The organism is Kitasatospora sp. NPDC091207 (genome assembly GCF_044768625.1).
GTDB lineage: Bacteria > Actinomycetota > Actinomycetes > Streptomycetales > Streptomycetaceae > Kitasatospora.
The window spans coordinates 267,291-290,794 of the sequence record NZ_JBIVVS010000008.1 but is presented as its reverse complement, the minus strand read 5'-3'; the positions used below and the strand labels follow the sequence as shown (position 1 = coordinate 290,794).

Annotated in this window: 23 protein-coding genes and 1 pseudogene; 12 read left to right on the top strand and 12 right to left on the bottom strand. The window is 73.5% G+C overall.

Features of this window, described 5'->3' with window-relative positions; genetic code table 11:
• Positions 1–92: 92 nt before the first annotated feature.
• Entirely contained in the window at positions 93–539 is a 447-nt protein-coding gene (locus ACIQTO_RS17085) for a hypothetical protein (protein ID WP_402388391.1), read from the bottom strand.
• A gap of 61 nt (positions 540–600) precedes the next feature.
• The gene (locus ACIQTO_RS17080) at positions 601–1,107 is read right to left on the bottom strand and encodes a DinB family protein (RefSeq protein ID WP_402388390.1); all 507 of its coding nucleotides are present in this window, start codon (positions 1,105–1,107) and stop codon (positions 601–603) included.
• A 294-nt stretch (positions 1,108–1,401) separates the two neighbouring features.
• Between ACIQTO_RS17080 and ACIQTO_RS17075 the strand changes: the two genes are divergently transcribed.
• Both ACIQTO_RS17075 and ACIQTO_RS17070 read left to right on the top strand, forming a co-directional pair.
• Positions 1,402–2,211, top strand: coding sequence for a class I SAM-dependent methyltransferase (locus tag ACIQTO_RS17075; RefSeq protein ID WP_402388389.1), 810 nt, complete (start codon positions 1,402–1,404; stop codon positions 2,209–2,211).
• Positions 2,212–2,430: 219 nt separating this feature from the next.
• Positions 2,431–3,846, top strand: coding sequence for a non-ribosomal peptide synthetase condensation domain protein (locus ACIQTO_RS17070; RefSeq protein WP_402388388.1), 1,416 nt, complete (start codon positions 2,431–2,433; stop codon positions 3,844–3,846).
• A gap of 57 nt (positions 3,847–3,903) precedes the next feature.
• On the opposite strand, the gene ACIQTO_RS17065 is transcribed toward ACIQTO_RS17070, so the two are convergent.
• The 6 genes from ACIQTO_RS17065 to ACIQTO_RS17040 form a co-directional block, all read right to left on the bottom strand.
• Positions 3,904–5,436 (bottom strand): M1 family metallopeptidase, encoded by a 1,533-nt coding sequence (locus ACIQTO_RS17065; protein WP_402388387.1) that lies wholly within the window; start codon positions 5,434–5,436, stop codon positions 3,904–3,906.
• Positions 5,437–5,623: 187 nt separating this feature from the next.
• Positions 5,624–6,496 carry a sulfurtransferase gene (locus ACIQTO_RS17060; RefSeq protein WP_402388386.1) on the bottom strand — a complete coding sequence of 291 codons (873 nt, stop codon included), beginning with the start codon at positions 6,494–6,496 and terminating at the stop codon, positions 5,624–5,626.
• A 97-nt stretch (positions 6,497–6,593) separates the two neighbouring features.
• Positions 6,594–7,673: a class I SAM-dependent methyltransferase gene (locus ACIQTO_RS17055; RefSeq protein ID WP_402388385.1), complete on the bottom strand. Its 1,080-nt coding sequence runs from the start codon at positions 7,671–7,673 to the stop codon at positions 6,594–6,596.
• Positions 7,674–7,775: 102 nt separating this feature from the next.
• Complete coding sequence (locus ACIQTO_RS17050; RefSeq protein WP_402388384.1) at positions 7,776–9,428, bottom strand: beta-N-acetylhexosaminidase; 1,653 nt, start codon at positions 9,426–9,428, stop codon at positions 7,776–7,778.
• Positions 9,429–9,507: 79 nt separating this feature from the next.
• Positions 9,508–9,834 (bottom strand): hypothetical protein, encoded by a 327-nt coding sequence (locus tag ACIQTO_RS17045; RefSeq protein WP_402388383.1) that lies wholly within the window; start codon positions 9,832–9,834, stop codon positions 9,508–9,510.
• Between the two features lie 162 nt (positions 9,835–9,996).
• On the bottom strand, positions 9,997–10,920 hold the full coding sequence (locus tag ACIQTO_RS17040; RefSeq protein ID WP_402388382.1) for a polysaccharide deacetylase family protein: 924 nt from the start codon (positions 10,918–10,920) through the stop codon (positions 9,997–9,999).
• A 174-nt stretch (positions 10,921–11,094) separates the two neighbouring features.
• Here ACIQTO_RS17040 and ACIQTO_RS17035 point away from each other — a divergent pair, with 174 nt between their 5' ends.
• On the top strand, positions 11,095–11,949 hold the full coding sequence (locus ACIQTO_RS17035; RefSeq protein WP_402388381.1) for an SAM-dependent methyltransferase: 855 nt from the start codon (positions 11,095–11,097) through the stop codon (positions 11,947–11,949).
• 57 nt (positions 11,950–12,006) lie between these two features.
• Here ACIQTO_RS17035 and ACIQTO_RS17030 read toward each other — a convergent pair whose 3' ends face one another.
• Positions 12,007–12,876, bottom strand: coding sequence for an Fpg/Nei family DNA glycosylase (locus ACIQTO_RS17030; RefSeq protein WP_402388380.1), 870 nt, complete (start codon positions 12,874–12,876; stop codon positions 12,007–12,009).
• A 168-nt stretch (positions 12,877–13,044) separates the two neighbouring features.
• On the opposite strand from ACIQTO_RS17030, the gene ACIQTO_RS17025 reads away from it, so the two are divergent.
• From ACIQTO_RS17025 to ACIQTO_RS17005, 5 genes and pseudogenes are all read left to right on the top strand, one after another.
• Positions 13,045–13,557, top strand: a complete 513-nt coding sequence (locus ACIQTO_RS17025) for an SRPBCC family protein (protein ID WP_402388379.1) — start codon at positions 13,045–13,047, stop codon at positions 13,555–13,557.
• Between the two features lie 64 nt (positions 13,558–13,621).
• On the top strand, positions 13,622–14,281 hold the full coding sequence (locus tag ACIQTO_RS17020) for a hypothetical protein (RefSeq protein WP_402388378.1): 660 nt from the start codon (positions 13,622–13,624) through the stop codon (positions 14,279–14,281).
• A gap of 96 nt (positions 14,282–14,377) precedes the next feature.
• Positions 14,378–15,193: a DsbA family protein gene (locus tag ACIQTO_RS17015; RefSeq protein WP_402388377.1), complete on the top strand. Its 816-nt coding sequence runs from the start codon at positions 14,378–14,380 to the stop codon at positions 15,191–15,193.
• Complete coding sequence (locus ACIQTO_RS17010; protein WP_402388376.1) at positions 15,190–15,816, top strand: vitamin K epoxide reductase family protein; 627 nt, start codon at positions 15,190–15,192, stop codon at positions 15,814–15,816. The genes ACIQTO_RS17015 and ACIQTO_RS17010 overlap by 4 nt, the downstream gene beginning before the upstream one ends.
• A 61-nt stretch (positions 15,817–15,877) precedes the next feature.
• Positions 15,878–16,147: pseudogene (locus ACIQTO_RS17005) on the top strand (dihydrofolate reductase family protein); the annotation flags it as partial.
• Positions 16,148–16,244: 97 nt separating this feature from the next.
• Here ACIQTO_RS17005 and ACIQTO_RS17000 read toward each other — a convergent pair.
• Positions 16,245–17,243, bottom strand: a complete 999-nt coding sequence (locus ACIQTO_RS17000; RefSeq protein ID WP_402388375.1) for an adenosine deaminase — start codon at positions 17,241–17,243, stop codon at positions 16,245–16,247.
• A gap of 268 nt (positions 17,244–17,511) precedes the next feature.
• On the opposite strand from ACIQTO_RS17000, the gene ACIQTO_RS16995 reads away from it, so the two are divergent.
• Together ACIQTO_RS16995 and ACIQTO_RS16990 are read left to right on the top strand one after the other, a co-directional pair.
• Complete coding sequence (locus ACIQTO_RS16995) at positions 17,512–17,796, top strand: DUF6158 family protein (RefSeq protein ID WP_402388374.1); 285 nt, start codon at positions 17,512–17,514, stop codon at positions 17,794–17,796.
• A gap of 124 nt (positions 17,797–17,920) precedes the next feature.
• A complete protein-coding gene (locus ACIQTO_RS16990) occupies positions 17,921–19,309 on the top strand; it encodes an NADP-dependent succinic semialdehyde dehydrogenase (protein ID WP_402388373.1) in 1,389 nt (462 codons plus the stop codon).
• A 50-nt stretch (positions 19,310–19,359) separates the two neighbouring features.
• Here ACIQTO_RS16990 and ACIQTO_RS16985 read toward each other — a convergent pair whose 3' ends face one another.
• Both ACIQTO_RS16985 and ACIQTO_RS16980 read right to left on the bottom strand, forming a co-directional pair.
• On the bottom strand, positions 19,360–19,641 hold the full coding sequence (locus tag ACIQTO_RS16985; RefSeq protein WP_402388372.1) for a hypothetical protein: 282 nt from the start codon (positions 19,639–19,641) through the stop codon (positions 19,360–19,362).
• 41 nt (positions 19,642–19,682) lie between these two features.
• Positions 19,683–20,720, bottom strand: coding sequence for a Ku protein (locus ACIQTO_RS16980; RefSeq protein ID WP_402388371.1), 1,038 nt, complete (start codon positions 20,718–20,720; stop codon positions 19,683–19,685).
• Between the two features lie 156 nt (positions 20,721–20,876).
• On the opposite strand from ACIQTO_RS16980, the gene ACIQTO_RS16975 reads away from it, so the two are divergent.
• Both ACIQTO_RS16975 and ACIQTO_RS16970 read left to right on the top strand, forming a co-directional pair.
• Positions 20,877–21,179, top strand: a complete 303-nt coding sequence (locus tag ACIQTO_RS16975; protein ID WP_402388370.1) for a hypothetical protein — start codon at positions 20,877–20,879, stop codon at positions 21,177–21,179.
• A gap of 68 nt (positions 21,180–21,247) precedes the next feature.
• Positions 21,248–23,497 (top strand): MMPL family transporter, encoded by a 2,250-nt coding sequence (locus ACIQTO_RS16970; protein WP_402388369.1) that lies wholly within the window; start codon positions 21,248–21,250, stop codon positions 23,495–23,497.
• Positions 23,498–23,504: the final 7 nt, after the last annotated feature.

The following is a 23,504-nucleotide window of genomic DNA, read 5'->3' as shown; positions in this document are numbered from 1 at the left end:
CGAGAGCTACCTCGCCGGCCTCCACCTCCGCGCCTCGATGATCTGGATCAAAGACCTCACCAAGACCCCTTGATCACGACCAAATACGCTCCCTAACCGGCCTCCGGGACTCCGGACCCCGGGACACCGGCCTCCGGGGGCCCGCCCAGGTCGGCGGCCAGCTCCTGGACGCCGTCCTCGCCGAACCGGTGGACCAGCAGCGCCACCCACTCCACCGCCTCGGCCCGCTCCAGCGGTGTCCAGCCGGACGCGGACGGGTGCTCGTCCACCACCAGGGCCTCGGCGACCAGCCGCAGCCCCTCCGGCACCGCCGGCAGCCGCGAGCCGTCCAGCCCGCGCAGGGCCAGCCGCCGGGCCGCCGCCGCGACCTCCCGGCCGCCGGCCGCCGGCGCCGGCAGCCCGCCGCCGCTCCCCGGCCCGCCCGTCGGCGCCTCCACCTGGGGCTCCGCGGCCAGCCAGGAGGCGATCAGCTCCCGGATCTCCGGCTCGTCCGCCATCTCCACCATGCCCGCAAGCATGCCGGCGGCAGGCTCGGTCATCATCACCGTCATGTGAACGAGAACGGCTGTCACCCCGTGCGGCGTTCATCCGCGCCCGCGGCTACGCCCCCACCGAGCCGTCGATCGCCTCGCGCAGGAAGTCGGCGTGGCCGTTGTGCCGGGCGTACTCGTGGATCAGGTGCAGCATCACCAGGCGCAGCGACACGTCCTCGCCCCACTTCGGCATGTGGCCCGTGACGTCCAGTGACGGCGCCGCCCGCTCGATCCGCCGGGCGTGCTCGACCTCGGCCGCCCAGGCCGCGAACGCCTCGCCCCGGTCGGCGTCGCCCGCGTCGTAGGCGACCTGGAAGTCCCCGTCCGGCGACCAGACGAGCGGAACGTCCTCCTTGCCGATCACCCGGCGGAACCACGTCCGCTCCACCTCGGCCATGTGCCGCACCAGCCCGAGCAGGCTCAGCGTGGACGGCGGGCTCGACCGCAGCCTCAGCTGCTCCTCGGTCAGCCCCTCGCACTTCATCGCCAGGGTCGCCCGGTGGAAGTCCAGGAAGGCGCGCAGCATCTCGCGCTCGCCCCCGGTCAGCGGCGGCGCGATCCGTTCGGTGGTCATCCCGGTCTTCTCCCTGGTCGGACGGTCACACGGGCACCCCGTCCGGGCCCCGCTCCCATCCAGTCCCATCCGGCCCCCGCTGTCCACCCGATTTCCGGCGGCGCCCCCGCACCCGAGCGGCGGGTGCGCCGCACCCCGTTGCCCCCAGTGCCCCCGACCGCGTCAACACGCCGTCCACCGCCGTCCCCCGCAGGCCTCATTCACCGCGGAATGCGTTCGGACACGCACCGGTTCGGGTACGTGCCACACGCGCCCGAGGGCCGGGCCGCGCCACACGAGGAAGCCGAGCAGCCGATGGACCAGAACCGCATTCCCGCGACCGTACGACGGACGTACGGCGTCGACGACCTGAGTCAGGCGCCCAGTTTCGCGGGCGGATTCATCAACTTCGGCGACTGGAGCGGCATCGACACCGACGCGCCCACCCCCGAGGACCGGATCCGCAGTCAGGAGGACCTCTACCGCCGGGTGCTGCGCACCTTCCCCGCCCCCACCGAGCGGCTGCGGCTGGCCGAGGTGGGGTGCGGGCGGGGCCTCGGCGCGGCGCTCGCGCTCTGCGAGTTCCGGTTCGCCGCGGTGACGGGCGTGGACATCCACCCGGACCAGGTCGAACGCGCCCGCGCGGTCAACGCCAAGGCGCTGGCGACCTTCCCCGACCGCCTCGCCTACAGCCTGGGCGCGGCCGACGACCTCCCCTTCCCCGATACCGCCCTGGACGGCCTCTACTCCGTGGAGGCGGCCCAGCACTTCCGCGAACTGACCGGCTTCGCCCGCGAGTCGGCCCGGGTCCTGCGCCCCGGCGGCCGCCTCACCGTGACCACCTTCTTCAGCTCCGGCCCCGAGGTCGCCGAGCGGCTGAGCATCCTGCTCGGCAGCTTCGCCGACGGCCTCGACGTCGCCCACCCGCTCGCCGGCTTCCTCACCGACCTCACGGACGCCGGCTTCACCGACGTCACCGGCGAGTCGATCGGCACCGCCGTCTGGCCGGGCCTGGACCGCTACCTGACGGACACCGTCCCGCCCGGCCACTGGTCACGCCACTTCCTCGCCGCCTGGCAGAACGGCCTGCTCGACTACCACCTCGTCACCGCCACCCGCGCCTGACCGCACCCGTCCACGGCCGTCGTCGCCGGCCGCTACGGACGGCGAGGTCCGGCCGGCCCGGCCGAGGGCTCGACGCCACCTGGGCGGTACGCCACACTCGTGCCTGGGCCGCACACGCGTTCCCACCGCACCGACCGTCCCACCCCGCCCCGCAGAGCACCCGGATCACCCCCACCCCACGCGCCGCCGCGTCCGGAACCCCACGACGGAGAGCACACGGTGACCACGAGTCAGCAACTGGAGATCGTCCTCTCGGCCGGCCGGTCCGGCACCGGGCCGGCGACCTGGGGCCAGCAGGCCATCTGGGACGCCGTGAGCCGGCTGGCGCCGGCCGATGCGCCGCGCTACAACATCACGGCCTCCGCCCCCCTGGACCCGGGCCTGCCGGTGCCGGTCGTCCTGGACGCCCTGGAGGGCCTGCTCCACCTGCACGACTCCCTGCACACCCGGCTCGCCCTGGACGACCGGGGCCGGCTGCGGCAGACCGTCGACCCGGACGGCCGGCTGACCGTGCACATCCGCCACTGTGACGGTGACGGCACCACCCCGGGCAAGGTCGGCGCCGAGCTGCACGACGAGTTGGCGGCACTGCCGTTCGACTGTGCCACCCAGTGGCCGCTGCGCGTCGGCCTGGTCGAGGCGGGTGGGCTGGTGCGGCACATGGCGCTCGTGCTGTCGCACTCGGCACTGGACGGCGCGGGCATGGGCCTGCTGGTGATGGACCTCACCGAACTGGCCCTGGGCGCGTCCGTCGAGTCGATCAGTACCGCTCGCGGCTCCCAGCAACCGCTTGAGGAGGCGGAGTTCCAGAACTCCCCGCGCGGCCTGCGGCGCGACGTGAACGCCCGCGCCCATGTGGTGCGCAAGCTGCGACTGGGGCCGCCGCGCCTCTTCCCGCCCGTCCCGGACGACGGGCCGAGACCGTTCCCGAACGCCGTGCTCAGCTCCCCGGCCCTGCTCCGGGCGATCGAGCCGGTCGCGGCCGCGCACCGGGCGAGCACCTCCTCGGTGCTCCTCGCGGCGGTGGCGGTGATGACCGCGCGGCTCTCCGGGTCCCCGGACGCGGTGCTCCAGGTCATCGTCAACAACCGCTTCCTGCCCGGGCTGGCGGCCGCCGTCAGTGTGGTGGCCGGCGACGGCCTGTTCCATCTGCCCGACGCCGACGGGGACTTCGGCGACGCCGTCCGCCGCACCCACGCCGCCTCGATCGCCACCTACCGGCACGCCTACTACAACAAGCGCCTGCTGGACGAGGAGATCACCCGGCTGACCGCCGAGCACGGCCCGCTCGCCGACCGGTCCTGCGTCTTCAACGACACCCGCGACCTGCTCCCGTCGGCGCTCGCCGGCTCCGACCCCGGGGCCGACCCCGAGCCCGGCACGGACTCCGGTACCGAGCCCGACCCCAAGGAGACCACCCTCACCTGGCCGGTGGAGTTCGCACCGCGCCCCGGCCTCTCCTACGCCCTGGACGCCCTCCAGACCGCGGACGCGCTCCGGCTCGCGATGACGGCGGACAGCTCGGTGCTCCCCCGCCCCGCGATGGAGCGCTTCCTCTACGGCGTCGAGGCCCTGATCCTCACCGAGGCCCGGGCCCTCGCCGAGTCCCGGGCCGTGGCCGCGCCCAGCTCCTGAGCGGCAAGCGCCCGCCGGTCCGGCCGGCCGCTCCACGCGGCCGGCCGGACCGGGGCGTCAGTGCCCCTGGTCGTGCACCGAGTTGGTCTCCTGGATCTTCTTCCAGGACTTCGGCTCCCGCGGCTGCGCCCCGGCGGTCTGCGCCAGGGCCGGCGCACCCGCCCCGGCCGACGGCGCCGCCGGAACGCCGGCCGAGGAGAGCGCCGGCTTCGAGTCGGTGAACAGCCAGGTGTGGAAGAGCTCCCCGAGCGGCTTGCCGGAGATCCGCTCGGCGTACGCCTGGAACTGCGGGATGCTGGCGTTGCCGTAGCGGCGCTCGGTCGGCCAGCCCTTCAGGATCCGGAAGAACGTCTCGTCGCCGACGGCGTTGCGCAACGCCTGGATGGCCACCGCGCCCCGGTCGTAGACGGCTCCGGCGAACTGGTGATCCGGGCCGGGGTCGCCCGGCTTGACGCTCCAGAAGGCGTTGTCGGCCGGGTAGGAGGAGTAGACGTAGTCGGCGAGTTCCTGCGCGGTGCCCTCGTCCTCGTGCTCGGACCAGAGCCACTGCGCGTAGCGGGCGAAGCCCTCGTTGAGCCAGATGTCGCTCCAGCGCTGGACGGAGACGCTGTCGCCGTACCACTGGTGCGCCAGCTCGTGGACGACGACGGCGGTGTTGGAGCCGCGGGAGAACTGCGCCGGGCTGTAGAAGATCTGGGTCTGGGTCTCCAGCGCGTAGCCGGTGGTCACATTGGGGACGTAGCCGCCGATCGAGTCGAACGGGTACGCACCGAAGTAGCCGCTCAGCCAGTCCACCAGCTCTCCGGTCCGCTCGACGCTGGCCCGTGCCGCGCCGTCGTTCGCGCCGAGGTCCTTGCTGTAGGCGGTGACGACCGGCAGCCCGCCGGGCGTGGTGTCGGTCCTGATGTCGAACTTGCCGATCGCCAGGGTGGCCAGATAGGTGGCCTGCGGCTTGGTCTGGCGCCAGTTGTAGCGCGTCCAGCCGGCCCGGGAGCTCTGGCCGGTCAGCAGGCCGTTGCTGATCGCCTGGGTGCCGTCGGGCACCAGGACGGAGACGTCGAAGGTGGCCTTGTCGGTGGGGTGGTCATTGCTCGGGAACCACCAGGGCGCGCTCTCCGGCTCGTTGGCGGCGACGCCGCCGTCGGGGGTGCGCAGCCAGGCGGAGAAGCCGCCGCGCTCCACCGCGCCCGGCTTGTCCGCGTAGCGGACCACGACGGTCACCGGGCTGCCCTTGGCGAGCGGCCGGGCGGGGGTGATCTCCAGCTCGGACTCGCCGGTGGCGGCGAAGGCGGCGGCGCGTCCGTTGACCAGCACCTCCTTGACGCCGAGCACGAAGTCCAGGTTGAACCGGGTGAGGTCCTGGGTCGTGGTGGCGAGGATGGTGGCGGTGCCTTCCAGGTCGTCGGTCGCGGGCTGGTATTTGAGGCGGATGTCGTAGTGCGAGACGTTGTATCCGCCGTTGCCGGCGTTCGGGTAGTAGGTGTCGCCGATGCCGGCCGCGCCGGGGCCGCCCTGGGCGGCGGAGGCGGGGACGGTCAGCAGCAGGGCGAGCGCGCCGGCGGCGGCAGAGACGATCAGCCTCTTGCGCACGGTGGTCCTCCAGGGTCACTGGGACAGTGGGTCGCATCGATCCCTGTCCCGGTGAGCCCGGACCCACTCCTTCAGGATGAAATGTTCATGAGAAGAAACGAGCCGAAATGGCGCCGCCGCGCACCCGTCACCCGTCACGGCCCCTCACCCGGCGGAACGCCCCTCCCCGCCCCCCGGTGTCCTCACCTCACGCCCCCAGCGCCACCGGCGCCCGCACCAGCGAGCCGTACTCCGTCCACGAGCCGTCGTAGTTCTTGACGTGCGGGTACCCGAGCAGCTCGGTCAGCGCGAACCAGGTGTGGGCCGAGCGCTCCCCGATCCGGCAGTACGCGATCACCTCGCGCTCCTGCGCCACGCCCTGCCCGTCGTAGAGCGCGCGCAGCTCCTCCGCGGACCGGAAGGTGCCGTCGTCGTTGGCCGCCTGTGACCAGGGGATGTTCACCGCGCCGGGGATGTGCCCGGGCACCTGGGCCTGCTCCTGCGGCAGGTGCGACGGGGCCAGCGTCTCGCCCCGGTACTCGGCCGGCGAGCGGACGTCCACCAGGACGGCGTCGGAGCCGGGCTTGGCGAACACCTCGGCCTTGGCCAGCACCTCGTCGCGCAGCGCCCGCACCTCGGGGTGTTCGGGCCCGCCCAGCAGCAGGCCGCTGTGCTGGTAGTCCATCACCTCCCCGCTGAGCTCGCGTTCCTCCAGCTCCCACTTCTTCCGCCCGCCGTCCAGCAGCCGCACCGGCCCGTAGCCGCGCAGTCGCAGCAGCCAGTAGGCGTAGGCGGCGAACCAGTTGTTGTTGCCGCCGTACAGCACCACGGTGGTGTCGTCCTCCACCCCGGCCGCGCGCAGCAGCCGCTGCACGCCCTCGCGGTCGGCGTAGTCGCGGCCCACCCGGCTGTGCAGGTCGGTGGTCCAGTTCCAGCCGACCGCGCCCGGGATGTGCCCCCGCTCGTACGCCGCGGTGTCCTCGTCCACCTCGACCACGCGGATCGTGCCGTCGTCGAGGTGCTGGGCGAGCCATTCGGTGGGAACCAGCGCCTCGGGGTGTGCGTAGCCGTTGCCGGTCATCGCCGCCCTCCTTCACTCGGACTCTTCGAACCTACGTCCGACCGCAGGCCCCGGCCACCCCCGATCCCCCGGCCCCGCGCCCCTCGGCCGGTACCCGCTACGCGTCGCCCCCGGCCGGCCGCACCACGTAGTACAGATTGAGCACGTCCCCCTCGACCCGCTTGGTCTCCACCGCGCCGAATCCGGCCTCGGCCAGCATCCGGCGGGCCGTCTGCTCGCCCCAGACCGTCCCCAGCCCCGCACCGCCCTCGCCGAGCGAGACCGTCATGCAGTAGAAGGTGGACAGCGCGTACAGCGCCGGGGCCAGCGGGTGGTCGATGTTCTCCTCCAGCCGGCTGCTGGCGGCGATGTCGCCCATCAGGAAGACGCCGTCCGGCCGCAGCGCGCCGGCCACGGCGGCCAGCGTCCGGTCCGGCCGGGCCAGGTCGTGGATCACGTCGAAGGCGGTGATCAGGTCGTAGGAGCCGGTGAGGTCGGCCGAGTCGGCGACGTCGAAGCGGGCGTTGTCCAGGCCCAGCCCGGCGGCTTCCGCCCGGGCCGCGGCGATGCCGGTCTCGGAGATGTCGACACCGGCGCACCGGCTCGTCGGGAAGGCCCGGGCGAGCAGGTTGACGGCGTGCCCCTGCCCGGTGCCGATGTCGAGCGTGTCGATCCCGGCGTCCAGCCGCTCGGTCAGTCCGGGCACCAGCGGGATGATCGCCTCCACCAGGGCCAGGTCGTAGACCCGCGCCGACTCCTCGGCCTGCAGGGCCTGGAACCGCGGGTACGCCGAGTAGGGCACCCCGCCGCCCCGGCGGAAGGCCTCCACGACCTGCTGCTCGACCTCGCCCATCAGGCCGAGGTACTGCGTCAGCCCGGCCATGTTGTCCGGTCCGGCCACCCTGGTGAGCGAGGCGGCGTGCTCCGGCGGCAGCGTGTAGGTGGCGTGCTCCGGGTCGTAGCCGACGATCCCGCCGACCACCATGCCGCCCAGCCACTCCCGGACGTAGCGCTCGTTCAGCCCGGCGGCGCGGGCGATCTCCTCACTGGTCGACGGGGCGAGGCCCGCCATGGTGTCGAAGAGCTCGGTCTGGTGGCCGATACTGACCATGAATCCCAGGCAGCCGTCGTTCATCACCTGCAGGATGCGACCCGCGAACTCCTCTTGTTCCACCGGGTCGAGTGTCGGTGCGGACATCGTTCCTCCTCCGCCGTCGAAGCCGACGCGAACTCCCCTCTCGTCACGCTACGCCGCCCGGCTCCGATCCCCCAGGCCCGAACGAACGGCCGCCCGACGGCGCTACCGCGCCGGCCAGGGGATCTCGGACCGCTTCTCGTAGCCGAAGCCGGCGGCCGTCCAGCGGGCCCCCTCCTCGGCGAGCCGCTGCCGGAACCCCGCCCAGTCGTGGCCCGCCTCCGGCGACCAGCCGAGTTCGGCCAGCGCCGGCAGCCTCGGCAGCAGCATCAGGTCGAGCCGCTCCGGGGTGTCCAGGGTCTCGGTCCAGAGCGGCGCCTCCACCCCGAGGACGGAGCCGGCCGGCAGGTCGACCAGGGTGTCCGGGTCCCAGGAGTAGGCGGACCGGACGTCGATCGTGCCGGCCCAGCGCAGTCCGAGCGGGTACGAGGCCTCGTACTTCATGTCGAGGTAGCTCCGGCCCGCCGGGGACATGATCACCTTCACCCCGCGCCCGATCGCGTCCCGGACGTCCTGGTCGCGGCCCTTGCCGTCCCAGTACTGCAGCAGCCCGACCCCGCCCGGTCCGGCGGCCGGCGCGGTCTGGTTCCAGCCGACCGGCGTCTTCCCGGCCGCGAGCACCTGGGCACCGACCCGTCGGACGAAGTCCCGGTAGGCCTCGGGCGGCACCGCCCGCACCTCGTCGCCGCCGATGTGCAGGTACGGGCCGGGGGTGAGCCGGGCGAGCTCGGCGATCACCTCACCGGTGAAGGCGAACACCGCCTCCCCGGTGGGGCAGACCGTACTGAAGCCGACCTCGGTCCCGGTGTACGGCCAGGGCCGCGCGCTGCCGGTGCAGTTCAGCTCGGGGTAGGAGGCGAGGATCGCGTTGCTGTGCCCGGGCAGGTCGATCTCGGGGACGACGGTGAGGTAGCGCTCCTGGGCGTACCGGACGATCTCCCGGTAGTCGGCGGCGGTGTAGAAGCCGCCGGGCGTACCGCCGACCTCGCTGCTCGCGCCGACGGCGGTGAGCGCGGGCCGGCCGGGGATCTCGATCCGCCAGCCCTGGTCGTCACTCAGGTGCAGATGCAGGTAGTTGATCTTGTACAGGGCCAGCCGGTCGATGTACCCCTCGACCTCGGCCACGGTGAAGAAGTGCCGCGCCACATCGAGCATCGCGCCCCGGTAGGCGTAGCGCGGACGGTCCTCGACGGCCACGGCGGCGACCGACCACGGCGGCCCGTCGGCCACCGGGGCCCGGCTCTCGATCCGCGGCGGCAGCAGCTGACGGAGCGTCTGGCCACCCCGGTAGAGCCCCGCCGGGGTGCGGGCGGTGATCCGGACGCCCTCGGCGTCCGAGGTCAGCCGGTACCCCTCGGCGCCGGTCTCGGCCGGCAGCGCGGGGTCGAGTTGGAGCCGGATGCCGTCGGCGGGCCCGTCCTCCGTCACCTTGAACGGGTACCCGGTCGGCCGCCGCAGCTCGCCGGCCAGCTGCTCGGCGATCCGCCGGACCTCGGCACCCTGCTCCCCAACATCACCGACCCGCACCGCGGTCCGTTCGGAGAGGCGGTAGCCGGGGCCCGGACCGGCGGTGGCGGCGAGCGGCGCGGGGACGATCCGGTCGGCGGTGCGCGGCCCGGCGGGCGGCCGGGCGGCGGCGGTGTCCTCCGGCCCGAGCACCCGGTGGAGGCCGAGGCCCGCGGCGGCGAGCAGCAGCACGGCGAGGACGATCAGCGGTCCGCGGACCCGGGCGGACAGCCCGGCGATTCGTGTCAGCAAGGCCGCTCCCGGTGCCGGTTCACCGGAATGGTCTCAACCAATCGCCGAACTGTCCCGCACTTCGACGGAATTGCTCACCTCAGGAGAACACCACGGAGCGCAGCTTGAGCCGGTTGCCGAGCTTCGTGCCCGGGTTCATCACGCGGAAGACGTCTCCATTGCAATCGAAGTCGAGGAAGACGGTGGCGGTCGAGGTGGTGAAGTTCTCCGGCGCGAACGCCGGATCCTTCTCGGTGGCCCCGAGGAGGTTGACGCACTCACCGCTCACCGGGTCGGCGATGCCGGCCGGGACGCCGGGCCCGACCTTGTAGAGGAAGTCACCAGTGGCGGCACCGGCGGAGGTCGGCACGGCGAGGACGAGGGCGATCGCACTGGCGGCGGCGAGCACGGTGTTGCGCAGACGCATGGGGGTGGGCCCTTTCAGGGCGGTACTCGGTGGTACCTGGGGAATTGATGCGTTATCACCCTAGAGGCCGCAAAATCGCAGAAACGGTTCTTCCAATCCACCCTTTCGAGTGGTTTAGGGCGAAAAGCCGCTACCTCCAACCCCGGGTCCGCCGGCCGCCGCTCACCCCGGGGGCGCGGTGAACCGGTACCCCGAGTCGATCAGCACCGGCAGGTACGTCTTCAGCGCGGCCACCGTCTGCGAACGGTCCCCGCCGCCGTCGTGGTTGAGCACGATCGAGCCCGGCCGAACGTCCTTCAGGATCCGGTCGGTGATCACGCTGGTCCCCGGCCTGGCCCAGTCGCGCGGATCCACCGACCAGGCCATGTTCCGCATCCCGAGGTCGGCGGCGATCTTGAGCGACGCCGTCGACCAGTCACCCCCCGGCGCGCGGAACCAGGTCGGCGGCTTGCCGGTGGTCTTGTTCAGCAGCTCCGAGGTCCGCTCCAGCTCGTCCCTGATCTTGGCATCGGAGAGACCGCGCAGGTCCGGATGGGTCCAGGTGTGGTTGGCGATGTGGTGGCCCCGGGCGGCGATCTCCCGGACCAGGTCGGGGTGTTCGACGGCGTTCTCGCCGATCAGGAAGAAGGTCGCCCTGATCCCGTGCTGCTCCAGGAGGGCCAGCACGGTCGGGGTGTGGCGCGGGTCCGGCCCGTCGTCGATGGTGAGGGCCACCACCTTCCGCTCGGCGTCGAGTTCGTACACCGGTTTGCTCTCGGCGGCCGTCAGCTTCCGGGGCGCGGCCACCGGCGAGCCGGAGGCGGCGGGGGCGGCGGGCGCCGAGGCGGTGGCGGTAGCGGAGGCGGTGGCGGACGGGGCACGGGACGGAGCCGCGGAAGGCGGAGCCGACGGAGCCAACGGGGCCGCGGTGGCGGACGCGGGCGCGGCGGCGGGCCCGTCCGACGGCGCGCCGGCCGCCTCGGCACCGGGTGCGGCGGCCCCGCCGTCCACCCCCTGCGACTCCCGGCAGCCGGCGACCCCGAGCAGTGACATCCCGGCCGCGACCAGCAGTAATCTACGCGAAGTAATCTGACGATCAGACAGCATGATCAATGCTTCCCCCGCGAACCGCCCCGCCTCCCACCGGCAACTCCGACGGCCCCCAGCACCACTCCGACGGCCCAGTTCCACCCCGGTCCGGCGGACCGGGCGACAGCCGCCCCACCTGGACCGCTACGCTGACCTCCCCAGTGTGATGATCTGTCTTCAGAGGACGTGGCCATGACGACAAGTCAGGACTTCTCCGACCAGCCCCAGGACGACGCCGTCGAGCTGAGCCAGTGGGAACGCTTCGGCGTCGACACCAGCGCTCCGCACTCCGCACGCGTGTACGACTACTGGCTGGGCGGAAAGACCAACTTCCCGCCGGACCGCGCCATGGGACAGGCCATCGAGCAGGCCGTCCCCAGCGTGAAGGCGATGGCCAAGGAGAACCGCGCGTTCCAGGGCCGCGCCGTCCGCTACCTGGCCCGGGAACAGGGCATCCACCAGTTCCTCGATCTCGGCACCGGCATCCCCACCTCGCCCAACACCCACGAGATCGCCGAGGCGGTCAGCCCGGACACCCGGGTGGTCTACGTCGACAACGACCCGATCGTGCTGGCCCACGCCCGCGCGCTGATGGTCTCCACGCCGGCCAGCCGCACCACCTACATCCACGCCGACCTGGGCAAGCCCGCCGAGTTGCTCGGCGACCCGGCGCTCACCTCCACGCTGGACCTCGACCGGCCGGTCGGCCTGCTGATGATCGCCGTCCTGATGCTGGTCGCGGACGAGGACGACCCGTGGGCCAAGGTCGCCGCGCTGCGCGACGCGCTGCCCAGCGGGAGCTGCCTCGCGCTCACCCACCCCACCCAGGACTTCGACCCGGAGAGCGTCGCCAAGGTCGCCGAGGCGGCCCGGGCGGGCGGGATGACCCTCGTCCCGCGCACCCGCGAGGAGGTCGCCGGGTTCTTCGACGGCTGGGAGCTGATCGAGCCCGGCGTCGCCCCCGTGATGGCCTGGCGCCCGGACGGCGAGCCGCCGGCCGACCCGACCGCCGCCTACTACTGGGGCGGCGTCGCCCGGAAGCTGTAGCCCGGCGTCCGTCGGTGCTCCCGGGGCGGCGCGGTCCGCCGGCCGCCCCGGGGCGGGTCACTTCAGCAGCCGCGAGAGCCGCCGGTCGGCGAGCGGCTTGCCGCCGGTCTGGCAGGTGGGGCAGTACTGCAGCGAGGAGTCGGCGAACGACACCTCGCGCACGGTGTCCCCGCAGACCGGGCACGGCTGTCCGGCCCGGCCGTGTACCCGCAGGCCGAGCTTCTTCTCCGCCTTCAGGTCCCCCGCCGCCAGCCCGCGCGACCGCTCCACCGCCGCGCGCAGGGTGGCGCCGAGCGCCTCGTACAGCTGGGCCGTCTCCGCCTCCGTCAGGCTCGACGCGAGCTTGTACGGGGACATCCGCGCCGCGTGCAGCACCTCGTCCGAGTAGGCGTTGCCGACCCCGGCCAGCACGGTCTGGTCGCGCAGCACGCCCTTCAGCCGGCGCCGCTCGCCGCTCAGCAGGGCGGTGAAGTCCGCCAGGGTGAAGCCCGGGTCCAGCGGGTCCGGGCCGAGCCGGGCGACACCGGGGACGTCGGCCGGGTCCGTGACCACGTACACCGCGAGCCCCTTCTTGGTGCCCGCCTCGGTGAGGTCGAAGCCGTCCCCGGCGGGGCCGTCCAGCCGCACCCGCAGGGCCAGCGGGTTCCGCCCGCCCGGGCGCGGGGGCTCGGGCGGCAGGCTGTCCTTCCAGCGGAGCCAGCCGGCCCGGGCCAGGTGGACCACCAGGTGCAGGCCGCCGGCCTCGATGTCCAGGAACTTCCCGTGCCGGGTGACCGGGCCGACCGTCCGCCCCTCCAGCGCCGTGACCGGCGGGTCGTAGGTCTTGAGCGCGCTGATGGCCACCGGCTGCACCCGGGCGATCACCCGCCCGGTCAGCCGCTCGGACAGGAAGGCGCTGAGGGCCTCGACCTCGGGCAGCTCCGGCATGCGCCCAGTCTCGCGCAGTCCGCCGGCGGCCGCCCGCCGGTCCGGCCGCCCCGGCCCCGTCGGCCCCCCGGCGCGGCGCCCTCGTTGCCCGCCGGCGGCCGCCGGGCGCAGGCTGGAGGTGTCCACGCACCACCGCAGTGAGCCGACCACAGGAGGTCCGGTCCCGTCATGAGCACGCTGGAGGAGCAGATCGACATCGACGCCCCGGTGCTGGCGGCCTGGGAGCAACTGCACCGGGTCCACGACTACCCGCGGTTCGTGGGCGGGGTGCGCAGCGCGTACCCGCACGGCAGCAACCTCGCCCACCTCGGAGTGGAGGTCGACGGCGCCGAGCGGGACGTGGAGACCGAGATCACCGACCGGGGCCGGGGCCGGGTGATGGCCTGGCGGACGCTGGACGGCGCGCGGCTGAACGGCGCGTTCGCGCTGCTCCCGCTCGACGGGAGCCACACCCGGCTGCAGATCCGCGTCGAGTACGACCCGGAGACGGTGCAGCAGGTGTTCGGCGGGCCGCGCGGCTTCGCCCAGGCCGGGGCGATCGAGCGGTCGGTCCGCGCCGATCTGGAGCTCTTCCGGGAGATCGTCGAGGCCCGGACGGCCGCCGCCCGGGGCGAGCACTCCGGACCACCGGCCGGCGCCGCCGGACAAGAAGCGAACAAGCCCAGCTCAGAACGGTCGTGAGGATCTTCACAGGATTCCGTCGGCCCGGTCGTCCACCATTCAACCTGTGGCAGACTCGGATGCCATGAGTACCGGCCCGGCCCCCAGGACGCTTCGCGCGGCGATCTTCGCCGCGCTGGTCGTGCTGCTCGCCGGGCTCGGCCAGGTGCTGGTCACCGGGCGCCCGCTGCCGCTCGGCACGCTGGCCCTGGCCGGCGGCGCCGTCTTCGCGGTGGCGTTCGTCCTCGCCGGGTCCGAGCGCGGCTACCCGGCGATCGCGGCGGTGTTCCTGCCGCTGGAGCTGGGCCTGAGCGCCTTGTTCGAGTTCGCCCAGAGCACCTGTCCGTCGCTGCCGCCCGGCTACGCCCGCGGCTTCGAGCCCCTGCTGTGCGGCGGCGGCTCGCTCGGCGGAGTCCTGCTGGGCCACGGGCTCTCCCGGTCCGCCGCCCTGCTGACGCTGCTGGCGCTGCACTGCGCGATCGCGCTGGCCGCCGCCTTCTGGCTGCGCCGCGCCGACGCCGCGCTGAGCGGCCTGGCCCGCGCCGCGCGGGTGCTCGGCGACTTCGCGCAGCGCTTCCCGGCCGCCGCCGGCCGCTGGCCGGCGCTGCTCGCCGCGCCCGTCCCGGCCCGCCCGGTGGTGCGGATGCCCTTCCCGCGCGCCAGCCGGGTCCGCGTCCCCGTCGAGGACGTGCTGCTCAGCCCCGCCGTCCGCCGCGGGCCTCCGGTGCCCGTCCCGGCCCGCTGAGAATCCCCTCCCCGCTTTCTCCGCCGGTCGTTCTCGCCGCGCGCCCGTGCGCGCCCGCCCGTCCAACCGACCGAGAGCACAGGACGACACCCCGCCATGAGCAAGAAGCCCCAGCCCAGCACTGCCCGGACCACCAGGAACGCCGCCCGGCGCGCCGCCACCGACCGGATGCGCGAGGAGCGCGAGCGGGCCGAGCGGTCGGCCCGGATCCGCCGCCGGACCGTCGTCGGCGCCGCCTCCGCCGCCGTGCTCGCCCTGGTGGCGGGCGTGGCCTTCGCCGTCGGCGGCTCCACCGGCTCCGGTGACGCCGCCGCTGCCGGACCGCTGGTCACCCCCGCCAACGCGGGCGGCGCCGACGGCACCGTGATCACCTACGGCAAGGCCGACGCGCCGCACACCCTGGAGATCTACGAGGACTTCCGCTGCCCGTACTGCGAGCAGCTGGAGACGACCAACGGCAAGACCATCCAGCAGCTCGCCGACGCCGGCACCTACAAGATCGAGTACCACCTGGCGACCTTCCTGGACCAGGGCCTGGGCGGCAAGGGCTCGCGCACCGCGCTGGCCGCCGCCGGCGCGGCGCTCAACGAGGGCGTGGACAAGTTCAAGCAGTTCCACGACGTCCTGTACGCCAACCAGCCCGACGAGCGCAACGACGGCTTCGCCGATGTGAACCGGCTGCTCGACCTGGCCGGACAGGTCCCGGGCCTGAAGACCGACGCCTTCGTGAAGGCCGTCCAGGAGGGCACCTACACCCCGTGGGCCAACCAGGTGAACAAGGCCTTCGACAAGAGCGGCGTCAGCGGCACCCCGACGGTGAAGCTGGACGGCACCAAGCTGGACGTCTTCGCGAACGGCGCGCCCGTCACACCCGAGCGGTTCACCGCGATGGTCAAGCAGGTGACCGGGTGACGCCCGACGGCACGGCCGCCGCACCCGCCCGCGGACACGGGGCGAGCAGGCCCTTCGCCCTCCTGCTGCTGATCGGCGGGGCGATCGGGATCTTCGCCTCGGCCGTCCTGACGCTGGACAAGATCCGGCTGCTGAAGGACCCGTCGTACGTCCCCAACTGCAACATCAACCCGATCATCAGCTGCGGCTCGATCATGCGCAGCGACCAGGCCGAGGCCTTCGGCTTCCCCAACTCGCTGCTGGGCCTGGCCGGCTTCGCCGTGGTGGTCACGATCGGCGCCGGCCTGCTGGCGGGGGCCACCTACCGGCGCTGGTTCTGGCTCGGCCTCCAGGCCGGGACGCTGTTCGGGATCGGCTTCGTGACCTGGCTGATGTACCAGGCGCTGTACCGGATCGGCGCCCTCTGCCCGTACTGCATGGTGGTCTGGGCGACGATGATCCCGCTGTTCTGGTACACCACCCTGCACAATCTGCGCACCGGTGTGATCCCGACCCCGCGCGCCCTGCGCCCGGTGGTGCGCGAGGCCGCCCGCTACCACTGGGTGGTGCCGGCGCTCTGGTACGCGGTGATCGCGCTGCTGGTCCTCAACCGGTTCTGGTACTACTGGAGCACTCTGGTCTGATCCCCCCGCCGGCTCCGGGCCCGACGCGGCCCGGAGCCGGCGTTCACGCAGGTGGGGCGCCATGCGCAAGATCATCCTCTTGATGTCGATCTCCCTCGACGGCTACCTCGAGGGCCCGGACCGCGACATCGGCCGGCACCGGGTGGACGAGGAACTGCACGCCGCCCTCAACCGGGAACTCGCCCGGATGGGCGGTTTCGTCAGCGGCCGGGTCACCCACGAGCTGATGGCCGGCTTCTGGCCCACCGCCGACCGCGACCCGGCGAGCAGCCCGGCGGTGAAGGAGTTCGCCGGGATCCGGCGCACGATGCCGAAGACGGTCTTCTCCCGCACGCTGCGCCACGCCGACCGGGACACTTCCCCAACGGCGTCGTCCAGCTGCGCCACGACCGGGCCGGGGAGCGGCGGGCGGACACCTCCGGCGCGGGTCACACGACGGCGGGCTCGAACACGTAGGCGGCCACCTCCGCCAGCAGGGCCGCCCGGCGGTCCTCGGCCAGGAAGGAGGCGTGGAAGGAGTTGGCGGCCAGCAGGCGCAGCGTCTCGGGGGCGAGCGCGAGGGCCTGCTCGACGGCGCGGAAGTTGTCGTCGACGTAGCCGCCGAAGTAGGCGGGGTCGTCGGAGTTGACGGTGACCAGCAGGCCGGCCGCGAGCATGGCGCGCAGCGGGTGGTCGGCCAGGGTGTCGACGCAGCGCAGACGCACGTTGGACAGCGGGCAGAGGGTGAGCGGGATCCGTTCGCGGACCAGGCGGTCGACCAGCGCCGGGTCCTCCAGGCAGCGCAGCCCGTGGTCGATCCGCTCGACGCCGAGGACGTCCAGGGCCTCGGTGATGTACGAGGCCGGGCCCTCCTCCCCCGCGTGGGCGACCCGGTGCAGACCGGCCTCGGCGGCGCGGCGGTAGACCTCGCGGAACTTGGCCGGCGGGTGGCCGACCTCGGCCGAGTCGAGCCCGATCCCGGTGATCCGGCCGAAGTGGGGCCGGGCGGCCTCGAAGGTCTCCAGCGCGGACTCGGCGGACTCGTCCCGCAGGAAGCACATGATCAGCCGGGTGCTGATCCCGTGCCGCTCCTCGCTCCGGTCCAGCGCCCGGCCGAGGCCCTCGACCACCACGTCGAGCGGCACCCCGCGCGCGGTGTGCGCCTGCGGGTCGAAGAAGATCTCGGCGTGCCGCACCCCCTGCGCCGCGGCCCGGGCCAGGTAGGCGTCGGCGAGGTCCGCGAAGTCCTGCTCGGTGCGCAGTACCGCCATCAGCGCGTAGTACAGGTCCAGGAAGGACTGCAGGTCGCTGAAGGAGTACGCGCGGCGCAGCTCCCCGGTGTCGGCGTACGGGAGCGTCACACCGTTGCGCCGGGCGAGCGCGAAGGCGAGTTCGGGCTCCAGCGTGCCTTCGATGTGCAGGTGGAGTTCGGCTTTGGGGAGCGGCATGGGTGATCGTTCCGAGCTCTGGGGAGGGAAAGGAAAGGTGCGTCGAGATAGTCATCGTACGATCCGCCCGGCCGCCCGCCACGACCGAGGGCCGTGCGCGCACCGTCCGCGACGACGGCTCCGCACCGCCTGGCGAAAGCCCCCGGGGGCGACGACACTGCCCGTACGGGCCTTCGCGCCGGCGCCGCCGGCGCGCCGCTCCCGGGTGTACCGGCGGCGACGACCGGGCACCGGTCAATGGGGGGCCCGTGCCGAGGAGGTAGTGGACATGCGGCACCCCGACGACGCTCCGCACAACAGGCCCGAGGGCATCTCCCCGCACGCGCTGGGCAACGACACGCTGCTGCACGAGCTGGAGCAGCTGCACCGGACCAGGCACGAGACGTTCCTGTACGGGTCGGACGACGCCCTGAAGCGGCACACCCTGCGGACCGGGCAACTGGAGGCGGAGTACCTCCACCGGTTCCCGAACCGGCTGGTCACGGCCGGCCGGACCAGGGCGGGCGCCCGCGCCCGCGAGACCGCGGCGCGGGCGGAGTCGCTGCCGGACTGAGGCCCGGGCGGCCGGCCGCCGGCGAAACACGCCGGGCGGGGGTGGTGCGCTCGGGGCGGGGTGTCGGCGAGGGTGGAGCGACGACTCCGGAGCAACCCCCCACGGACACCTGGGAGCCCACCGCATGGCCATCGCAAGCGTCAACCCCGCGACCGGCGAGACCCTGGAGACCTTCGAGGCGCTGGACGCCGCCGGCATCGAGCAGCGGCTGGCCCGCGCCGAGGCGGCGTTCCAGGCCTACCGCACCACGTCCTTCGCGTACCGCGCGGAGCTGCTGCGCCGCGCCGCCGACCTGCTGGACGAGGACCGGGAGGACATCGCCCGCACGATGACCCTGGAGATGGGCAAGCCGCTGGCGGCCGCCCGCGCCGAGGCCGCCAAGTGCGCGAAGGCGATGCGCTGGTACGCCGAGAACGCCGAGGCCCTGCTCGCCGACGAACACCCCTCCCCGGCCGACGTCGCCGACTCCGGCGCCGCCCGGGCCTACGTCCGCTACCGCCCGATCGGACCGGTGCTGGCGGTGATGCCGTGGAACTTCCCGTTCTGGCAGGTGGTGCGGTTCGCGGCCCCCGCCCTGATGGCGGGCAACGTCGGTCTGCTGAAGCACGCGTCCAACGTGCCGCGCACGGCGGTGGCCCTGGAGGAGCTGTTCCGCCGGGCCGGCTTCCCGGAGGGCTGCTTCCAGACGCTGCTGATCGGCTCGGGCGCGGTCGAGGGCATCGTGCGCGACCCCCGGGTGGCCGCCGTGACGCTGACCGGCAGCGAGCCCGCCGGGCGGGCGGTGGCGGCCGCGGCCGCCGACGAGGTGAAGAAGGCCGTCCTGGAGCTGGGCGGCAGCGACCCGTTCGTGGTCCTGCCGAGCGCCGATCTGGACGCCGCCGTGGCCACCGCCGTCCGGGCCCGGGTGCAGAACAACGGGCAGTCCTGCATCGCCGCCAAGCGCTTCATCGTGCACACCGCCGTGTACCGGCCGTTCACCGAGGCGTTCACCGCGGCGATGCGGGCGCTGACGGTCGGCGATCCGATGGACGAGGCCACCGAGGTCGGCCCGCTGGCCAGCAGCCAGGGGCGGGAGGACCTGGTGGAGCTGGTCGAGGACGCCCGGGCGCACGGGGCCCGGGTGGAGTGCGGCGGCCGGCGCCCCGAGGGCCGGGAGGACGGCTGGTTCTACGAGCCGACGGTGCTGACCGGCATCACCCCGGCGATGCGGATCCACCTGGAGGAGACCTTCGGCCCGGTCGCCACCGTCTACGAGGTCGCCGACCTGGACGAGGCGGTGGCGCGGGCCAACGACACACCGTTCGGGCTCAGCTCCAACGTCTGGACCACCGACCCGGCCGAGCAGGAGCGCTTCGTCCGGGACATCCAGGCCGGCGGGGTGTTCTTCAACGGGATGACCGCCTCGCACCCGGCCCTGCCGTTCGGCGGCGTCAAGCGCTCGGGCTTCGGGCGGGAGCTGAGCGACCACGGGATCCGGGAGTTCTGCAACGTCACCACCGTCTGGGTGGCCTGAGCCGTCGGACGGCGCCGGACCGGGGTCCGGCGCCGTCCGCCCCGGCCGGGTCAGGCCGCCATCCGGTGCTTGCCCTGGCCGGGCGTCAGCCAGCGCGCGATCATCCCGCAGAGCGCGATCAGGGTGATGCCCCACACGATGCTGAAGATGATCAGCCACGGCAGTGAGCTGACCTGGGAGCCGACGGCGCCGAGGCCGAGCGAGAACGCGAGCAGCAGGATCACCGCCGTCGGGCCGAGGCCGAGCAGGCCGTGCCAGGCGCGGTGGGCGAGGCTCGGGTGCTTCGGCGCCTCGGGGCCGGTGTCGAGCGCCTTGTAGGTCAGTAGGTCCATCTGGGATCGCCTCCGGACGTCGGGGACTGCCGGTGATCAGCTCACGAGGCCTTGCGGGGAGCTGCGGACTTCCTGCTGGGGGTCTTCTTGGCGGTACCGGCCGACTTGGCCGTACCGCCCGCGGTCCGCGCGGCGGCGCCCTGGCCGGCCGCGGCCTTCCCGGCCGCCGCCTTCTTGGCGGGCGCGCGCTTGCGGGGCGCCGGCTTCTCCTCGACGGCCGGCTCGTCCCGCGCCGCCGGCTCCGCCGCGGCTTCCGCGGTGGCTTCCTCCTCGCTCTCCGGCGCGGCCCGGCGGCCGCGGTGCCCGCCCTTGGCCTCCTTGAGGCTGCTGCGCAGGGCCGCCATCAGGTCGATGACGTTGTCCGGCGCCTCGCCGGGCTCCTCCTCGTGGGGCACCTCGACACCCTGGATCCGGGCCTCGACGACCTGCTGCAGCGCCCGCTGGTAGTCGTCGTGGAGCTGGGAGAGGTCGAAGTCCTCCGAGAGCGTGTCCATCAGCGAGCGCGCCATCTTCAGCTCCTGGGGCCGCACGGTCACCTCCCCCTCGGGCGCGATCCCGTCCGCCGACCGGACCTCGTCGGGCCAGATGCAGGTCTGCAGCACCAGCGTCCCGTCGTGCACCCGCAGCACCGCCGGGGACTCCCTGGTGCGCAGCGCGATCTTGGTGACCGCGATCTGGCCGGACGCGGTGAGCGCGTCGCGCAGCAGCGCGTACGGCTTGGCGGCGGCCTTGTCGGCGACGCCGACGTAGTACGCCTTGGAGAACATCAGCGGGTCGATCTCGGCGGCGTCCACGAACGCCAGCACGTCGATGACCTTCTTGCTGGGCAGCGGCAGGTCGGCGAGGTCCTCGTCGGTGAGGGTGACGGTACGCCCGTCGGGCGACTCGTAGCCCTTGGCGATCTCCGCGTAGGGGACTTCCTTCCCCTCCTGCTCGCAGTACCGCTTCATCCGCACCCGCCCGCCGTCCTTCGCGTGCACCTGGTGCAGCGGGAGGTCGTGCTCCTGGGTGGCGGAGTACAGGTGGACGGGGATGCTGACCAGCCCGAAGCTGATCGTCCCCTTCCAGGTGGTCTGCATGGGGTGTCGCCCCTTCCCGGACGTTCCCCCTACCGGAGATTTCCCACTCTGCCCGGATTCACCCCGATCGGCCACACGATCCCGCTCCGGACCCGTCCGGCCGCACCGGCGGGCCGCACCGGCGGACAATGGGCGACGGAACGAGGAGGTGGCGCCATGCCGGGGACGGACGCGCCCCCGCCGCCGGAGCGCACCACCTACGCCGTGGCCTACGCCGTGGCCGGGGAGCCCGGGGTGCGGCGGGCGGAGGTCACGGTGGTGCCCGGGTACTCGCAGGAGAGCGACATCCCGCGGATCCTGGCCGCCCGCCTGACCGGGCGGCCGGCGGACGGGCGGGTCGTCCTGCTGGAGCTGCGCCCGGTCGCCGTGCCCGGGTCGGCCCGGGCCGACCCGCCGAACGGAGGCACCCGGGGCGTGTCACCCGGGGATCGGACCGGGACACCCGGCTCCGCTCCCTAGCATCGGGACTCCGCGGTCTCGCCCGAGCAAGCGTGACAGAGCGTCACCTCCGGCCCCCAGGAGCGTTCATGCCCCCGTCCCCGGGCGGCCCCGCCCGCGTCCCCGGCCCCGCCCGGCCCCCGCGACCGCCCCGGCGCGGCTCCCTGCGCAGACTCGGCGAGTGGTGCGCGCGCCACTCGGTCCTGGTGATCGTGGTCTGGCTGGTCGCGGTGGCCGGCGTCCAGCTGATCGACCGCGCGGTCGGCGGGACGTTCTCGGACGACTTCTCGCTCTCGAACACCCAGGCGCAGGAGGGCCGCACCGTCCTCCAGGCGCACGAGCCGTCGGTCGGCGGCACCAGCGCGCAGGTGGTGCTCCACGACGCCCAGCCGCTGGCCGGCTTCCCGGACCAGATCGACCAGGCGGTCGGCTCGCTGCGCCAACTACCCCACGTGCAGTCCGCGCAGGGCCCGCTGCCGCCCGCCGGCCAGCCGTCCCCGCCCGGCGGCCCGCTCTCGGCCGACGGCCTCACCGGCTACATCACCGTCCGCTTCGACGTGAACCCGACGACCCTCGGCGACGACTACCTCGACGGCGTGGACGCGGCCGTCGCCCCGCTGCGGGAGGCCGGGGTGGAGGTCGAGTACGGCGGCCCGCTCGGCGAGCTGGCCCGCCCGGCGCCCGACGACCGGCTCAGCGAGCTGATCGGCTTCGGGGTCGCGATCGTCGTGCTGCTGATCGGCTTCGGGAGCGTGATCGCGGCCGGCCTGCCGCTGGTCACCGCCCTGATCGGCGCCGTGGTCGGCCTCGGGGTGCTCGGCCTACTGGCGGCGGCCACCACCTTCGCCACGGTGGCCCCGACCCTGGCCACCATGATCGGTATCGGTGTCGGCATCGACTACGCGCTCTTCCTGCTCACCCGGCACCGGCAGAGCCTGATGGACGGCAAGGATCCGGTCTCCGCCGCCGGCCACGCCGTGGCGACCAGCGGCCGGGCGGTGCTGGTCTCCGGCTGCACCGTGGTCATCGCCCTGGCCGGTCTGGTCGTCTCGCGGGTCAACTTCATCGCCAAGCTCGGCGCCGCCGCCGGGGTCACGGTGATCTCGGCCGTCCTCGCGGCCCTCACCCTGCTCCCCGCGCTGATGGGCCTGATCGGGCGCCGGATGGACCGCTGGACGGTACACCGGCCGATCGCCGAGACCGGGGTGGCGCCCGGGGAGGAGATCACCGGGACGTGGCACCGCTACGCCCAGCGGGTGGAGCGCCGCCCGTGGTGGTTCCTGACCGCCGGGGTGGTCGTCGTCGGCATCCTGGCCGTCCCGCTCCTCTCCATCCAGCTCGGCCACATCGACGACGGGGCCGACCCGACCACCTTCACCGACCGGCGCGCCTTCGACCTGATGTCCGACGCCTTCGGCCCGGGCTCGAACGGCCCGATCACCGTGGTCGTCGACCAGAGCGCCGTCCCGGCCGACGCCCGGCCAGCGGTGCAGAGCTCGGTGCAGCAGGCCCTGGCCGGGACGTCCGACACCGCCGGCGTCACCCCGCTCCAGACCAGCTCCGACGGTGACGTGCTGTACAACACCGTCACGCCCGCCCAGCGCCCGCAGGACGAGCAGACCACCCAGTTGGTCGGCCGGCTCTCCGGCACCGTGCTGCCGCAGGCCGTGGCCGGGACCGGTGCCACCGCCTACGTGACCGGCACGACGGCCGCCCAGGTCGAGTTCGGCGACATCGTCGCCGCCCGGCTGTTGCCGATCATCGCCGTGGTGGTCGGCCTGGCCTTCCTGATCATCCTGCTGGTCTTCCGGGGCCTGCTGATCGCGGTGAAGGCCGCCGTCCTCAACCTGATCTCCATCGCCGCCTCCTACGGCGTCCTGGTGGCGGTCTTCCAGTGGGGCTGGGGCGGGCCCGCCCTGGGGGTCTCCGGGACGGTGCCGATCGAGAGCTACGTCCCGATGATGATGTTCGCCATCGTCTTCGGCCTCAGCATGGACTACGAGATCTTCCTGCTCTCCCGGGTGCACGAGGCCTGGCTGCGCACCGGGGACAGCCGGGGCAGCGTCGCCCACGCCCTGGAGATCACGGCCCGGGTGATCAGCTGCGCGGCGCTCATCATGGTCAGCGTGTTCGCCGCCTTCATCGTGAGCGACAACATCGTGATCAAGATGATGGGCCTCGGGCTGGCCGTCAGCGTGCTGATCGACGCCACCGTGGTGCGGCTGCTCCTGGTACCGGCCGTGATGACCCTGCTCGGGCCGGCCGCCTGGTGGACGCCCCGCTTCCTGGACCGGGTGCTGCCGCACATCGACACCGAGGGCGAGGGCGAGCAGGTCTGAGGGCCGC

Bases quoted from the DNA above. Each gene is read 5' to 3' on its own strand.
- ACIQTO_RS17085 (WP_402388391.1), bottom strand. From the start codon at position 539: ATGACCGAGCCTGCCGCCGGCATGCTTGCGGGCATGGTGGAGATGGCG.
- ACIQTO_RS17080 (WP_402388390.1), bottom strand. From the start codon at position 1,107: ATGACCACCGAACGGATCGCGCCGCCGCTGACCGGGGGCGAGCGCGAG.
- ACIQTO_RS17075 (WP_402388389.1), top strand. From the start codon at position 1,402: ATGGACCAGAACCGCATTCCCGCGACCGTACGACGGACGTACGGCGTC.
- ACIQTO_RS17060 (WP_402388386.1), bottom strand. From the start codon at position 6,496: ATGACCGGCAACGGCTACGCACACCCCGAGGCGCTGGTTCCCACCGAA.
- ACIQTO_RS17055 (WP_402388385.1), bottom strand. From the start codon at position 7,673: ATGTCCGCACCGACACTCGACCCGGTGGAACAAGAGGAGTTCGCGGGT.
- ACIQTO_RS17045 (WP_402388383.1), bottom strand. From the start codon at position 9,834: ATGCGTCTGCGCAACACCGTGCTCGCCGCCGCCAGTGCGATCGCCCTC.
- ACIQTO_RS17040 (WP_402388382.1), bottom strand. From the start codon at position 10,920: ATGCTGTCTGATCGTCAGATTACTTCGCGTAGATTACTGCTGGTCGCG.
- ACIQTO_RS17035 (WP_402388381.1), top strand. From the start codon at position 11,095: ATGACGACAAGTCAGGACTTCTCCGACCAGCCCCAGGACGACGCCGTC.
- ACIQTO_RS17030 (WP_402388380.1), bottom strand. From the start codon at position 12,876: ATGCCGGAGCTGCCCGAGGTCGAGGCCCTCAGCGCCTTCCTGTCCGAG.
- ACIQTO_RS17025 (WP_402388379.1), top strand. From the start codon at position 13,045: ATGAGCACGCTGGAGGAGCAGATCGACATCGACGCCCCGGTGCTGGCG.
- ACIQTO_RS17020 (WP_402388378.1), top strand. From the start codon at position 13,622: ATGAGTACCGGCCCGGCCCCCAGGACGCTTCGCGCGGCGATCTTCGCC.
- ACIQTO_RS17015 (WP_402388377.1), top strand. From the start codon at position 14,378: ATGAGCAAGAAGCCCCAGCCCAGCACTGCCCGGACCACCAGGAACGCC.
- ACIQTO_RS17000 (WP_402388375.1), bottom strand. From the start codon at position 17,243: ATGCCGCTCCCCAAAGCCGAACTCCACCTGCACATCGAAGGCACGCTG.
- ACIQTO_RS16995 (WP_402388374.1), top strand. From the start codon at position 17,512: ATGCGGCACCCCGACGACGCTCCGCACAACAGGCCCGAGGGCATCTCC.
- ACIQTO_RS16990 (WP_402388373.1), top strand. From the start codon at position 17,921: ATGGCCATCGCAAGCGTCAACCCCGCGACCGGCGAGACCCTGGAGACC.
- ACIQTO_RS16985 (WP_402388372.1), bottom strand. From the start codon at position 19,641: ATGGACCTACTGACCTACAAGGCGCTCGACACCGGCCCCGAGGCGCCG.
- ACIQTO_RS16980 (WP_402388371.1), bottom strand. From the start codon at position 20,720: ATGCAGACCACCTGGAAGGGGACGATCAGCTTCGGGCTGGTCAGCATC.
- ACIQTO_RS16975 (WP_402388370.1), top strand. From the start codon at position 20,877: ATGCCGGGGACGGACGCGCCCCCGCCGCCGGAGCGCACCACCTACGCC.
- ACIQTO_RS16970 (WP_402388369.1), top strand. From the start codon at position 21,248: ATGCCCCCGTCCCCGGGCGGCCCCGCCCGCGTCCCCGGCCCCGCCCGG.